Consider the following 13,275-nt stretch of genomic DNA (forward strand, 5'->3'; position numbering starts at 1 on the left):
ATATCAGCAGTCATAGTCTAGCGCCACACTGTGCTAGGCCTTTATATAGGATGTTTTTATGCGACCTAAGCTTTTTTTTAATACCCTCGCTTTTGGCACATTATTGCCCCTAACCTGTCTTTCGGCACAGGCTTACGAGCGCGTTGTGGTGCTTACCCCTGATGTGGCCGATATTGTGGTCGCTTTGGGCAGTGCCAATAAGGTAGTGGGTAAAGACCAATTTAATACCAGCCCGCGCTTGGCCAAAGCAGCCAGTGTCGGCAACCACCGCAACATCACAGCTGAGCCAATAATGGCGCTCAAGCCTGACTTGGTATTGGGCAGTTATATGGCTCAGCCAGCCAGCATTTATCAGCGTCTTAACCGCTTAAACGTCAAAGCGGTCAATGTGGCACCAAAAGAAGATATCACCAGCTACACCAACAGTATTAGACAAATTGGCAGCTACTTGGAGCGCAGCACACAAGCCAACCGTTTGGCGACCAATTGGAGCCAAAAAATGGCACCAAAACCTGCGACCAAAACCCGCTACTTGCTAAGCTATGATGGACGTATTGTGGCTGGTGCAGGTACTGTGGGTGATGAGCTGATCAAACGTGCAGGTGGGATAAATGCTGCCAATGTCTCAGGACTTAAACCCTTATCACGCGAAGGCTGGATGGCAGCTAAGCCTGATGTGATTATCATTGCTGACCACAACAAACCGGTCATTGGCTCCATTGCCAGCTTCCGGCAGCGCCCAGAGGTGGCCAATAGCCCCGCGGCCAAAAATAACCACATCTACTTTTGGGATGCCGATGAGTTCTTACGCTACGGACTCGCCTCACCTCAAGTAGTCGATAAGCTACATAAGCTGGCCAATTAGCAACTTGACTGAGATCTATTATGTCCAATTTTGTGCACCCAGATAAGCGATTCTTGTCTACAACCGTAATCAGCTATGGCGCTGCTATCTTGGTATCTGCCCTATTGATTTGGTTGAGCTTGGGCGTGGGATTTGGTCAATGGTCTAGCCCCTCACAACTTGATGCCACCTTATGGCAGCTGCGCTATCCTCGGGTAGTCACCGCCTTATTGGTGGGCTTAGCCCTGTCAGTGAGTGGCGCTGCACTACAAGCTTTATTCGAAAATCCATTGGCCGATCCGAGCTTAATTGGTACCTCTGGTGGTGCAGCCTTAGGGGTGGTATTGATACTGGCTCTGGGCATCTCTGGCATTGGGGTGCCACTGGCCGCCTTCATAGGCAGCTTAGTGGTATGTCTGTTGGTGCTGGGTTGTCACCGATTTTTGGGTGGTGGTCAGATGGGGCTGCTTATCTTAGGCTTTGTGATCAGCGCCTTTTGTGGCGCTTTGGTGAGTTTAATTTTGTTTTTGTCCAATGACATGGTGCTGCGCAGTGCCACCAATTGGCTGGCAGGTAGTATGGCTGAGGCAGGCTTTGTACCACTGCGCTATGCCTTGATAAGCATTGCTTTGGGATTGGCCATTATTTTACCATTCGGACGGCAATTGGATGGGCTAATGCTGGGGGAAACCACCGCACTGTCTTTGGGTATAAAAGTCGGTCAGGTTCGGGCACTGGTCATCATTGCGTGCGCCCTACTGACTGGGGCAGCGGTATCTATGTCTGGGGTGATTGGATTTATTGGAATGATGATTCCCAATTTACTCAGCCTATTGTTTGGCGGTGGTCGAATGCGCATTATGTTTTGGTCCGGCTGGTTTGGGGCCTTGTTTTTATTGGTCATAGACAGTCTGGCGCGCCATGTGGCCTACCCCGTGGATGTGCCCATTGGCATCGTTTTGGCCTTAATCGGCGGCCCATTTTTTATTTGGTTATTTATTCGCAGCACCCGTAGCTGACCAAGTGAGTTTTTTGTACTGGCTAGCGCTGCTCTCGTCTTTTTTATGGCGGGCCGCGGGTTTTTTTGTGCTTAGTTATTATGCACTCTTTTCTCTGAAGCCCCCTACTTTTAACCCATTATCTTCTTTAATAATAGGTACGTTATGACCGCAGACTTGGCCACTTCTTGCTTAGAGCGCTCCGCAATGTCCTCACCTTTAGCTCCCAAAAGCTCACAAGCCACTGAGCTATGTCATATCCATAACTTACAAGTATGTGCCGGTCAAAAAAAGCTGCTGGATGTACCGCATCTACAGCTATACGCGAAACAGCTGACCACATTTATTGGTCCCAATGGCGCCGGTAAAAGCACGTTGCTACATAGCTTATTAAATTGTACTGGGCACACCAGACTCAAGACCACAGGTACTATCAATTACGTGATGGCTAACACTGATGGCAGCCCCCATCGCAACACACCGCACTCGCTTATTAGTCAAGGTAAGATTGCGTGGGTGGGACAGCATGAGCAGTTTGAACTGCCCTTAAATGTTTTGCAGTATGCTTTACTTGGGGTCTCCCCGCAGCTTGCGTGGTATCAAACCCCAAACGTGGCACAAACCACAAAGGCTCGTGAGCTGCTACATCAGTTTGAGCTCATACATTTGCAAGACAGACGCGTGTCCGGCTTATCCGGTGGTGAAAAACAGCGCTTGGCGGTGGTACGCGCTTTGATGCAAGACACTCAAATCTTGCTGCTCGATGAGCCGACCAATCATTTAGACATTCGTCATCAACGCTTCTTATTACAATATCTTAAAGAGCTCGTAAGCACCGCACACAAGACATTGCTTGTGGTGCTACACGACTTAACCCTAGCTTACCGTTATAGTGATCATGTGGTATTAATGGATAAAAGTGCCGTCGTGGCTCATGGCTCACCTGAGCACGTTATGACGCAAGAGCGTCTAAGCGGGGTGTATCAGACGCCAATTGAAACTTACGACACCCCAAACGGCCGACTGTTTGTCTCCTAACCGATCGGTTACATACCGCGCATGGCTTTGGTTTTGCGCGCTCTGTTGCCGCGCCACCACAGATAAACCCCAGTAAATGATAATGCAGATACCGCTATACCTATCAGCGCCAAAAACACTTGATAAATCCTATGTACCACATCGCCTCCGATATGGCCCATATGCAGACTGTTGAGCCATTCATTTATTTTATTACCCGTAGGGCTTTGGTGACCTAAGTTAATTTTGACCACCTGTCCTGTCACCGCATCTATATTTAATGAAGACACCCCGCCTTTATTACCGATATCTTTATTGGTCTTAAAGCGCATCTGCCACTGTTTATCCTCATCTACCCAGCGCAGACCCAATATTTTCTCAACTTTTAAGCCGTGCTCTAAACTGACCTTCTGTGCTTGAGCAGATAGATACTCGATACTTTGAGCTTTGGTGATTTTAAGCGTCACATCATGAGCTTTAGCTACTGCCTGATTATCAGACTCTGTATCAGACTTTGTATCAGGCTTATGTCTCCCCCCTTTTTCAAAAGGCTGTAAACCTACCACTGCCTGCATAACGGGCTGATAGACGGATCTTAAGTTAAAGCCAACGCTCGACCAAGCAATGACGAACAGCATCACCCAAAGCCACAACCCAAAGGCTTGGTGCACATCATAATTAAACTTAAAAAAATTAGATTTTCGGCGGATTTTCCAAGCAGGCAACCAGCGCTTAAACCAAGAGGCTCTGTTATGACTACGCACGGCGCTCTTACTAAGATTGGCTTTCGCTTTAGATTGAGTCGCGCGAGGCAAGGTCAAGTAAATACCAATAAAGCAGTTAATGGTCCACAGCAATGCCACTATGCCCAAAATTAAGTTGCCCACCTTGCCCATTAAAAGCTCACGATGTAACCAAAACACCTTCCACATGGTGTTATTGAACGCCCAAGCTTCCTTGTCACGACTGCCGATGATTTCTGCAGTATACGGATTGACGTAGACCTCTTGAAAGGGCGCCGTATTTTTGTTTTTCTGGCGTTTGCCCCGTGCTCTATCTACCACGAACACTGCTGACTTATTAGGCTCAAGCATCACCGGCATACTAGAGAACTTATATTCAGGATAAGCCTCAATCACTTTATCATGCAAAGTCGCTATGGGCAGCTGCGGACGCGGCTCAACGTCCACATAAGCTAATTTGTGATTAAATACATCATCAAGCTCTTGATGAAAAGCCAGCAACGCGCCGGTAATGCCTGCCATAAATAAGAAAGCGGCCATCACAAGCCCACTATAACGATGAACCCAAAGACAAGCTTGACGTATTTTTATTGCCATAAATAATCTAATTCCGTGGTGTATGAATGCCCAAGACCGGTCCCTGGGCGCTATAAAGTCATTGTCTGAACACGCTTAAAGGTTAGTTTCTTAGTACCTACTGCCAAAAATCAGGCATAAAATAACCCTACTAAGCCGAAGCCTACTAGGGTCAGATAACACAAAAGTTGCTATTTACTGCGGGTCACTACTGTATAGCGATAACCCGCTATTTAAACCTCTTATATCTTGAGACTATTGACTGACAAAAGCGATCTTATCCATTTGAGCTTGACTTGCCAGAGCCAATACTTGTGCCACAGTCTCATAGCGCGCATCTTTATCGGCGCTTAAGCGGATAGACGGCTGCGGCTGTTGTTGTGATTCGCTTGCCAAGCGGCTCTCTAGCTGTGTCAAAGTTATGGGCTGATCGTCCCAGTACACACCCGCATCTTTATCGATGCTAATTTGCACCACTTTTGGTGGAGTTTGCTGCACACTAGCACTGGTCTTTGGCAAGTCTAAAGGCACCGTAGGGTTTAGCACGGTGGCCGTTACTAAGAAAATAATCATTAATACCAACATGATATCAATCAAAGGAATGAGGTTAATCTCATTCATAGATTGCATATCGTCATCACCTAACTGAAAAGCCATATAACGCTCCTATCTGGTTGGCCTACCGATTACTGCTCGTGTCTAGTGAGTGTTGGCAGTGGATGTATTTAACGAGGCATAATCGCCATCTTTACTGCTTTGAGCCTGTGTCTTTAGCGCTACCTGAGCAGCGGCGCTGCTATTCATAGGCTTAGCTGTGTCACCGAGTAGACCATAAGCGGTGTCATTGGCAATAAATAAGGTGCGGCGATTAATACGAATGGCGATGTTATAAAAAATAACTGCAGGAATGGCCACAGCCAGACCCAGACCTGTCATGATGAGTGCCTCACCTACAGGACCTGCCACTTGACTAAGACCGGCTTGACCTGACTCACCAATGCTATGTAAAGCATGGAAGATACCCCACACCGTCCCGAACAACCCAATAAAAGGAGCAATGGCGGCTGTGGTACCCAGTATAGCCAGACCCTTTTCACCCGAATAACGATAGCGGCCAATCTCTTTCATCAACACCTGCTCAACCACAGTTTTGCGCTCTGAGCTACCAAGTGCTGACAAGTTTTTTGACTCTGCACTGACCGCTTGCGTCAAATCTGCGGCCACTGTGCTTTTCAGCTGGCTACTTTGGTAAAGGCGCAAAATGCCTGCAATCCACGAGGCTATTGATAAGCCTAGCAAGCTAAAGAACAAAAACTTAGTAACAATGTCGGTATATTGCCAATATGCTGCAAAATCCATGGGGAGTCCTTACAAAATGGGAAAAAATTAACTTTCAATCAATTCATTGAATCTAGAACTAAATCTAAAATTATTTAATTTAAAACCGCCTACTAAGATAGCAATCTTTCTAACGCCTTTAGTGGGTAAATCTCATGTCAACTATTGGCTCTAACAGCCATAGCCATAATGTGTACCCCTAAGAATGTACCCCTAAGGACACAAATCCGGACTAGTTAACCTGATAATCTATGGGCAGTGTCACCACCCCGACCACAGGCTGACCGCCTTTAGTGAAAGGATTAAATTTACCTTTTTTTGCGGTATTGACGGTGTAATTATCTAGTGCGGTGTTGCCTGAAGACTTGGCTAAGGTGGCGCTTGTTACCGTGCCGCTCTTATCTACTGTTAATCTGACCATAACCCGCAGTCTGTCTCCTGGATTTAGCTTTCTAACTACCGCAGGCGGAATAGAAAAGTTTGGTTTGCTTCTCCAGCTGGCCTGATTGGCAGAGAAGTTCTGCGGAGTATTACTGGCAGCGGCAGCCGCCTTTTCAGCAGCAGCCCTTTCAGCAGCAGCCTTTTCAGCAGCCGCCCTTTCAGCAGCCGCCTTTTCAGCAGCAGCCTTTTCAGCAGCAGCCCTTTCAGCGGCAGCCCTTTCAGCGGCAGCCCTTTCAGCGGCAGCCCTTTCAGCGGCAGCCCTTTCAGCAGCAGCTCTTTCAGCGGCAGCCCTTTCAGCAGCGGCCTTTTCAGCGGCAGCCTTTTCAGCAGCGGCCTTTTCAGCGGCAGCCCTTTCAGTGGCAGCCTTTTCAGCAGCGGCCTTGTCAATAAGACGTTGCTGCTCAGTGTTATCAATGACTGGCTTAGAATCAGGCTTAACGATGGGGGTCTTTTCTATTTTTGGCTCAGGTTTTGGTTCAGGTTTTGGCTCAGGCTGCGTTTTAATCTTTTCGACAGGTTTTGGCTCAGGCTTTGGTTCGGGCTTGGTAACTTTGGCTGGCTCAGGTTTGGGCTCAACTTTTTTTACCGGGGCAGGCTTTGGTGGCTCAGATTTTGAGACAGGCTGCTGCGGTGGCGGGGTGACGACTGGCTGCGGTGCAACCTCCACTACTTCTGGCTCTGGCTGCTCAGCTAAGGTTAATAACTCAATTTCAATCGGCTTTTCAATCTCTGGCTTTTTTGGCATGGGTTTTGGCATATCTAATGCCACTAATGCTGCAGCCACCCCCATATGCAGCGCCAACACAGCAATAATCGTGGCAGTATTAACTTTAACTGGGCTAGAGCTGGTTTTATTATTCATAGAAGTAAAGTGAAATTTATTAGTGGATGCCAAGTGCCTAATGGGACAATGAAAATGGACAAACTTTTTCGCTGCTACGTTTCATTGTGTTTTGTACTTTGTTTATAGGGTGTCATATCCTATATAAAATGTTACATACCACCGCCACCTTGATAAGTTTGCTTATTTTTATTGTTATAAAGCAGAAACTTATGCTGCGTAGGTTGCTATGCTATTTCAAAAAAGAATGGTATAACAAAGCCGCTTCAATGTAAATAAGAATTATTACTATTTGCATTCAGTTTTGTAAAATATTAGACTGGTAACACCATATGAACACATAGTGTTGTTATATTATAACATAGCATATTAAGGCCGAACAAGATTTGTAATTTTGAAGTTATTCTCAATAAAGCCGCGTGGTATAATGTCTGATTTTGACTGTTTAGCTCAATAAGTTATCTGTGCTAACAGCTAAGATTTTTCTGACCGAATGGATTTTATTATGCCTATCACCACCACCCCTGTTCTGAGCGTTGTTACTGCTTGTGCGCTTTTAAGTTTGCCGCTGCTGGCTACCGCTGCGACGCCACAAAAGTGGCAAATTAACCCGCAAAAGACCAAAGTAGGTTTCTCAGTACCTTATTTAAAAAAGTCTATCATTGAAGGCACTTTTCATAAGATAGAGGGCGTGATTAATTATGATGAGAGCCGACCACAAAATACCGTCATACGCTTTACAGTGTATACCGATAGTGTGGATACTGACTTAAAGCCAAGAGATTATTTTATCCGCAGAAAAGAGCTGCTCAATACCAAGCAATACCCCACCTTAAAGTTCACCTCTTCAAGTGTAAAGCTTAACAATCCTCGAGAGGGTTACGTCAATGGCAGCTTCAATGCGCTAGGCCAGACCAAGCCGATGACCGTTAAAGTGAACTTAACAGATGTTTATACGCTTTCTAAGAGCCAACCTAGCGCCTTAAAATTTAAGGCCACTGCCACCATTAACCGCCATGACTATGGGGTGACTGCCTTTCCAGGCATCTTTGGCACCACTATTCCTATTGTCATTACCGGTGAGCTGATGCCTGCCAAATAAGCGCCTCCTTAAAGCACCTCTCCCCTAGAATGAAGAGCCCGGTTGTGTCAAAAACTCAAGCTCCTCTTGGGTCGAGGGGCGCCCCAAGATCTTATTACGATGCGGATACCGGCCAAATCTATCAATAATGACTTTGTGCCGCACCTCAAAACCGTAGACACCCTCGTCTGTGTGCTGCTTAAACAATCTATCTGTGTGCGTATGGATAAGCTTCGACTCACTGTGCATATAAGGCATTAATAATAAGTGACGCGCCTCTACACTGTGTAGCTGTTGCAACACGCCAGCCGCCACAGCTTCTTGAGCCAATGCCAAAGCCATGGGGTCTTGAGCAAAGGCTTGCGGCGTGTCGCGGTAGATGTTGCGGGAGAATTGATCAAGTACGATAATCTCAGCCAGACGTCCCTCAGGATGCGCCCGCCATGCAAATAACTCGCCAGCTGCTGCCTGAATTAACGTACCGCTAAAACGCTCGGCTAACACGGCATCAAAAGCGTCACTTTTTTCAAAAAACTTCTGCAGTCCCGCCTCATGAAAACAAAATTCGATAATCTGTTGATACATAGTTCACCTTAGTGTCTTTTATTGCGTTGGCTTAACAGTTGACCACCTTACCCAAATCCGCTCAAATTAACAACCAGACTGTGCCACTTACCAAGCACTTTTAAACTCACAACAACATTTATGCGTGTGTACATACTTACATCATGCAAATGAATCACAACAGTGTAAAATCTTAAGCTTGATATACTATGTCGGTACATACGTACACTGAAATTATAAGAGGAAAGATGATGACGATCAAAACACACCCATTCAATAAAAAAATGCTAAAAACCAAACAACTGACTTTAGCTGCCCTGTGTACCTCTGTTTTGGCCTTGGCGGCTTGTCAGCCGAAAAATCAGGAAAACACCGACTCTAATGACGCTCAGAGTACGGAAATGACTGACCATGAAAAAATGGGGCATACAGATGCTGATCATGACAGTGATGAGCATGAGCTACAGATGCAAGATAGCCATGAAGGCCATGATATGAGTACTGCCGCCACTACTGAGTTTGGTAAGGAGTACATGGACGAGATGGATGACATGCATGAAGATATGATGGAAGCATTACAAAGCCATGATGCTGATGTCACTTTTGCCAAAGGCATGCTTGCTCATCATGAAGGCGCCCTAGATATGGCAGAGATTCAGTTAAAATATGGCAAAGACGACACCATGCGTAAATTAGCTAAAGACGTTATGAGCGCCCAACAAGCCGAAATTGATCAAATAAAAGCGTGGCTTAACGCCCATCCTGACAACACAGAACAAGACTATAATCAAGAGATGCAGCAAACCTATAGCAGTGGTATGGATGCCGTGCATGATGAGATGATGCAAGGCTTACTTGATGCAGATGCCGACATGGCATTTGCCAAAGGTATGCTTGCACATCACAAAGGTGCGATAGCGATGGCCGAAACTCAGCTAAAATACGGTAAAGATGAAGCCATGCGCAAATTGGCTGAAGACATTATCAGCGCCCAGCAAGCCGAAATTGATCTGATGCAAAAATGGGTAAGTAAGTCTGCTTAAGCGCCGTTTTTTATGGCTAAAATTACAAGCCGCCTTGCCAGCTTAAACCGCGTTTGAAACATTTAAAAAGAGTTTGAGGTTTATCGCCTTGAACTCTTTTTGTGTTTTTTACTTTATTTTTTAATTAAATTTCTATCAAATTAATCTAAAATCAATATCTTATAATATTAAACCCTCTATTTAACAAAAACTAAACCCTACTTTTATCATTCCTAAGTCTTATCAACCACATCGCCGCTTTAAAACCATATATAAAAATATCACATTCATTTTTTCTTAATAAACTATTGATTAAAAAGTGATTGTTTGACTCATAAAAAAGTTTGTTTATACAAATTCGTTCACGCCTGCCCCCTTGTATTCTTATAACTTATTGTTAAGATACCTCTCAAAATTTGTTGCCTATCAAACTATCAAAGCAACTGTCTTTTCATCAGCAACCTACTTAATAAAGGTTATGCGCCAGCTGCTTAAAGGCGGCAGGTGCTCAAATAGGGATATCAATATTATGAGTAGTTCAGTAATCAGGGCCATTAGCTACGCAGGGGTTTACGTCGGGGCAGTCATTGGCGCAGGCTATGCCAGTGGTCAAGAAGTGATGCAGTTTTTTGCCGGTTATGGCTTAGTGGGTATCATTGGTGCCATTATTACCACGTTGTTATTTATTTGGTACGGCTCAGTGTTTATGGAGCTGGGTAACCGATTGCAGACCTGCAGTCATCGTGATGTATTGAACTACTTATGTGGTAATAAGCTTGGCTTTTTAGGGGACTATGTCCTGCTGTTTTTTATGTTCGGCTGCGTCAGCATTATGTTCTCAGGCGGCGGGGCGGCCATTCATGAGTACTGGGGATTGTCTGTGACGACCGGTAAGCTGATTATCGCAGCCATGACTTTAGCTACCGTAATATTCGGCTTCTCCTCTTCGGTGCGCGCACTCGGTATCGTCTCGCCCATTATTATCTTTAGCGTGATAGCGATCTCAATCATGACCCTAAGCACTCACTATGACCAACTGGGTACGGTTGATGAGAGCCTAAAAAGCCTGACCCCTACTTTGGCAACCCCAGTCTGGTGGACCTCGGCCATCGTCTATGTGTCCTATAACGTCAGCTTGGCCACATCTACTTTAACGGCGATGGGCGGTAAAGAATCCAATCTAAAAACCCTACGCAGCGCTGGTATATTAGGCGGGTTTTCACTAGGGCTATGTTTGTTATTCATCACCGTCGCCTTGCTGTCAGACTTGAGCAATGTGATTGAATATCAGATTCCTTTTTTACAAATTGCCACCAATATCAGCCCTCTAATTGGTATCTTGTTTAGTGTGGTTTTGGTCATTGCTATCTTTACCACAGCGGTTACCAACTTATACGGCTGCGTAATCCGTTTTTATGACTCTCATAAAAACCCCACTCAGTTTCGCACCTTGACCGTAAGTTTAGTGGCTCTGTCGCTACTGGCTTCCCTATTCCCTTTTAGCACTTTAATTAACGTGCTATATCCAGCCTTAGGCTTACTGGGCATGGTGATTATGGTATGTGCGCTATACAAAACCTTCACCGGTCAAGTCTTCTTAAAAGATGATGCCAAGCTATAATAAGTGATTAAAAACAGCCAGCGCTAAACAATAAAAATCCCGCCATCTAAGATGGCGGGATTTTTATTGTTAGCTAAGGTACTAATCTATTGGTACTAATCTAAAAGTACTAGTCTATTGGTTAGAACTGGTAGGTTAAAGAGGCCTTGATATTACGACCTGGCTCAAAGTCAGTTGCTGCATCGCTGTCACTTAAGCGTGAAGAGTGATTGGCATAGGTCTCATCAAAGATATTATAGACACCAAGCGTGGCTTTTATATCTTTAAACTGACGAGGTGCATAACTCATATAGACATCATGGACATCGTAGCTTGGCTTAGTAATGCCGTTATTATCCGTAATTGAAGCCACATAGGTGCTGCGCCAGCCTAGACCCAGCTCGTTAGTGGGATCATAATTTAAGTTAACCATGTAACGGTCACCTGAGTCTGCAGTGCCGCCACTGACAGAAGGAATGCTATTACCTGTTTTATCACCTTCACTACGCGCGCGAGAGTAGCTTAACTCCATACCAAAATTATTAGTGGTGTAGTTAGCTGCTAACTCTACCCCTTTGATTTCATAGTCTTCATCAGAGTTCACAGAACCCTGACAATTGCCGCCTGGTCTACCTGTGTTACAGTCTAGACCCTCACGTCCACCACCTGTACGTACGAACTGTAGATAGTTTTCGATATTGGTCTTAAAGTACTTGGCACTTAATTGCAGCGCATCATTGTCTAAAGTTAGACCGCGTAATACGGTGCTAATACCCACCTCTGAGTTATCCCCTTCTTCTGGCTTAAGACCTCTATTTACAAAGGTATTTGCGCCATCTGAGTTAAAGATAGTCTGGCTTAAGTCTGGGCCATTAAACAGTTGAGTATAGCTTGCAAATACTTGTGTGTTTGGAGCGATTTCATAGCTGGCTGCTAGAGCACCTACTACATTATTATAGGTTTTGCCATCTGATACAAATTTGGGTGACTCATAACGATCATAACGAACACCAGGCGTTAAGGTAAGTTTGTCCAAGTGCCATTGATCTTCTAAATATACGGAAGTATTTTTGGCCTCATCATTGCTTGCCTTAGCAAAGTCACGGCTCATTGCTGATTCTTTTTTGTAATGCTCCACACCAGCGATTAGCTTATGATTGCCAACACGGCTCTCAATCATACTAATATTTTCAACTTTAGCGCCTGTCGTTTTTACTTCCGCATCGAACTCATAACCGGCTTTGCCATCTGAATCACGTAAAATCTGGGTCTTGGTTTGATAGGCATTGGCAGAAACGTCAATAAGTGGGTTGGCAGGATTAAAGCCATAATCTACATTGTAAGTGTCGCGCTTAACTTGCTGTGGAATAGGATCTTCAGGTCTTGAAGGAAAATCTGGGCGAAATGGAAAAATACCTTTCTTCTCAGTACGACTAAAGCTTGCACCAATACGATGATCATCAGCGATAGTAGCGCCCGCTTTTAATAAAATATTTTCGCCTTTACTGTCCTCAAATAGCTCACGGCCGTCGCCATCTTCACCAGATTCCACGTCTCGCTTACCATAGTAAGCCAACAAATCCACATTTTCAGCTGGAGCAGCAAAGACAGTCGCTGAAGTTAATACCTCATCGTTATTGCTGGCATAACCTGCATGCAGCTTGGCACCGATTTTTTGGCCTGGTTTTAGTAAGTCAGCAGCATCTACTGTTTTAAAGGCTACTGCACCGCCTAAGGCATCATTACCTAAGGTTACTGAGTTATTACCCACAGCCACTTCGGTTTGCTTTAACAGGTCTGGGTCAATGGTCACATCACCCATGTGGTAAAACAAAGCACCTTCTTGACGCGCCCCATCAATGGATACTTTTAGATTGGTATCATCCAAGCTACGCACACGAATACGTTGGTTAACAGATGAGGTACCACCGACGCTCACACCAGGCACAACTTCTAAAAAGTCACTTAAATGGGAAGCTTGCTGAGCAGGTGTGTACTCTTCAGTATATAACGAATCATTCTGAGCTCTATCACGGGCTGAGCTGTTGGCTGTTACTGTGATAGTTTGAGCCGTCATACGTGGCGTGTCAGTCTGAGCGCTAGCTACTTGAGCAACAAGCGCTGAAGCAACTGCTAAACATAACGGAGATAAACGATTAGAAGATGAGGTACGCATAAGAACTCGCTATAGACAAAATAGGTTAAGAATA

Annotated in this window: 12 protein-coding genes; 6 read left to right on the plus strand and 6 right to left on the minus strand. The window is 45.1% G+C overall.

Features of this window, described 5'->3' with window-relative positions:
- The first annotated feature begins 58 nt into the window (after positions 1 to 58).
- The 3 genes from MN210_RS07890 (at position 59) to MN210_RS07900 (ending at position 2,880) form a co-directional block, all read left to right on the plus strand.
- Entirely contained in the window at positions 59 to 865 is an 807-nt protein-coding gene (locus tag MN210_RS07890; RefSeq protein ID WP_011960733.1) for an ABC transporter substrate-binding protein, read from the plus strand.
- Positions 866 to 885: 20 nt separating this feature from the next.
- Entirely contained in the window at positions 886 to 1,863 is a 978-nt protein-coding gene (locus MN210_RS07895; RefSeq protein ID WP_338412005.1) for a FecCD family ABC transporter permease, read from the plus strand.
- 144 nt (positions 1,864 to 2,007) lie between these two features.
- Positions 2,008 to 2,880 carry an ABC transporter ATP-binding protein gene (locus tag MN210_RS07900; protein WP_338412006.1) on the plus strand — a complete coding sequence of 291 codons (873 nt, stop codon included), beginning with the start codon at positions 2,008 to 2,010 and terminating at the stop codon, positions 2,878 to 2,880.
- 8 nt (positions 2,881 to 2,888) lie between these two features.
- Here the strand turns inward: MN210_RS07900 and MN210_RS07905 are convergent, their stop codons facing one another.
- The 4 genes from MN210_RS07905 to tolA all read right to left on the minus strand — a co-directional run bounded on the left by MN210_RS07905 (position 2,889) and on the right by tolA (position 6,819).
- A complete protein-coding gene (locus MN210_RS07905; protein ID WP_338412007.1) occupies positions 2,889 to 4,199 on the minus strand; it encodes a PepSY-associated TM helix domain-containing protein in 1,311 nt (436 codons plus the stop codon).
- A gap of 234 nt (positions 4,200 to 4,433) precedes the next feature.
- Positions 4,434 to 4,835, minus strand: coding sequence for an ExbD/TolR family protein (locus MN210_RS07910; protein ID WP_011960737.1), 402 nt, complete (start codon positions 4,833 to 4,835; stop codon positions 4,434 to 4,436).
- Positions 4,836 to 4,877: 42 nt separating this feature from the next.
- The gene (locus tag MN210_RS07915; protein WP_338412008.1) at positions 4,878 to 5,537 is read right to left on the minus strand and encodes a MotA/TolQ/ExbB proton channel family protein; all 660 of its coding nucleotides are present in this window, start codon (positions 5,535 to 5,537) and stop codon (positions 4,878 to 4,880) included.
- 211 nt (positions 5,538 to 5,748) lie between these two features.
- Positions 5,749 to 6,819 (minus strand): cell envelope integrity protein TolA, encoded by a 1,071-nt coding sequence (gene tolA, locus MN210_RS07920; protein ID WP_338412009.1) that lies wholly within the window; start codon positions 6,817 to 6,819, stop codon positions 5,749 to 5,751.
- A gap of 484 nt (positions 6,820 to 7,303) precedes the next feature.
- On the opposite strand from tolA, the gene MN210_RS07925 reads away from it, so the two are divergent.
- A complete protein-coding gene (locus MN210_RS07925; protein ID WP_227534991.1) occupies positions 7,304 to 7,900 on the plus strand; it encodes a YceI family protein in 597 nt (198 codons plus the stop codon).
- Positions 7,901 to 7,924: 24 nt separating this feature from the next.
- Here the strand turns inward: MN210_RS07925 and MN210_RS07930 are convergent, their stop codons facing one another.
- Positions 7,925 to 8,464: a DUF924 family protein gene (locus MN210_RS07930; protein WP_338412010.1), complete on the minus strand. Its 540-nt coding sequence runs from the start codon at positions 8,462 to 8,464 to the stop codon at positions 7,925 to 7,927.
- A 227-nt stretch (positions 8,465 to 8,691) separates the two neighbouring features.
- Here MN210_RS07930 and copM point away from each other — a divergent pair, with 227 nt between their 5' ends.
- Both copM and MN210_RS07940 read left to right on the plus strand, forming a co-directional pair.
- Positions 8,692 to 9,486, plus strand: coding sequence for a CopM family metallochaperone (copM, locus tag MN210_RS07935; protein ID WP_241878155.1), 795 nt, complete (start codon positions 8,692 to 8,694; stop codon positions 9,484 to 9,486).
- A 508-nt stretch (positions 9,487 to 9,994) separates the two neighbouring features.
- Entirely contained in the window at positions 9,995 to 11,086 is a 1,092-nt protein-coding gene (locus MN210_RS07940; protein ID WP_011960743.1) for a YkvI family membrane protein, read from the plus strand.
- A 121-nt stretch (positions 11,087 to 11,207) separates the two neighbouring features.
- On the opposite strand, the gene MN210_RS07945 is transcribed toward MN210_RS07940, so the two are convergent.
- Positions 11,208 to 13,241 carry a TonB-dependent receptor domain-containing protein gene (locus MN210_RS07945; RefSeq protein ID WP_241878158.1) on the minus strand — a complete coding sequence of 678 codons (2,034 nt, stop codon included), beginning with the start codon at positions 13,239 to 13,241 and terminating at the stop codon, positions 11,208 to 11,210.
- Positions 13,242 to 13,275 lie beyond the last annotated feature (34 nt).

This window comes from Psychrobacter raelei (assembly GCF_022631235.3).
GTDB lineage: Bacteria > Pseudomonadota > Gammaproteobacteria > Pseudomonadales > Moraxellaceae > Psychrobacter > Psychrobacter raelei.

Coding starts and splice junctions, on each gene's coding strand:
- MN210_RS07905 (WP_338412007.1), bottom strand. CDS start 4,199: ATGGCAATAAAAATACGTCAAGCTTGTCTTTGGGTTCATCGTTATAGT.
- MN210_RS07945 (WP_241878158.1), bottom strand. CDS start 13,241: ATGCGTACCTCATCTTCTAATCGTTTATCTCCGTTATGTTTAGCAGTT.
- MN210_RS07925 (WP_227534991.1), top strand. CDS start 7,304: ATGCCTATCACCACCACCCCTGTTCTGAGCGTTGTTACTGCTTGTGCG.
- MN210_RS07915 (WP_338412008.1), bottom strand. CDS start 5,537: ATGGATTTTGCAGCATATTGGCAATATACCGACATTGTTACTAAGTTT.
- MN210_RS07890 (WP_011960733.1), top strand. CDS start 59: ATGCGACCTAAGCTTTTTTTTAATACCCTCGCTTTTGGCACATTATTG.
- MN210_RS07900 (WP_338412006.1), top strand. CDS start 2,008: ATGACCGCAGACTTGGCCACTTCTTGCTTAGAGCGCTCCGCAATGTCC.
- MN210_RS07940 (WP_011960743.1), top strand. CDS start 9,995: ATGAGTAGTTCAGTAATCAGGGCCATTAGCTACGCAGGGGTTTACGTC.
- MN210_RS07930 (WP_338412010.1), bottom strand. CDS start 8,464: ATGTATCAACAGATTATCGAATTTTGTTTTCATGAGGCGGGACTGCAG.
- tolA (WP_338412009.1), bottom strand. CDS start 6,819: ATGAATAATAAAACCAGCTCTAGCCCAGTTAAAGTTAATACTGCCACG.
- MN210_RS07910 (WP_011960737.1), bottom strand. CDS start 4,835: ATGGCTTTTCAGTTAGGTGATGACGATATGCAATCTATGAATGAGATT.
- MN210_RS07895 (WP_338412005.1), top strand. CDS start 886: ATGTCCAATTTTGTGCACCCAGATAAGCGATTCTTGTCTACAACCGTA.
- copM (WP_241878155.1), top strand. CDS start 8,692: ATGATGACGATCAAAACACACCCATTCAATAAAAAAATGCTAAAAACC.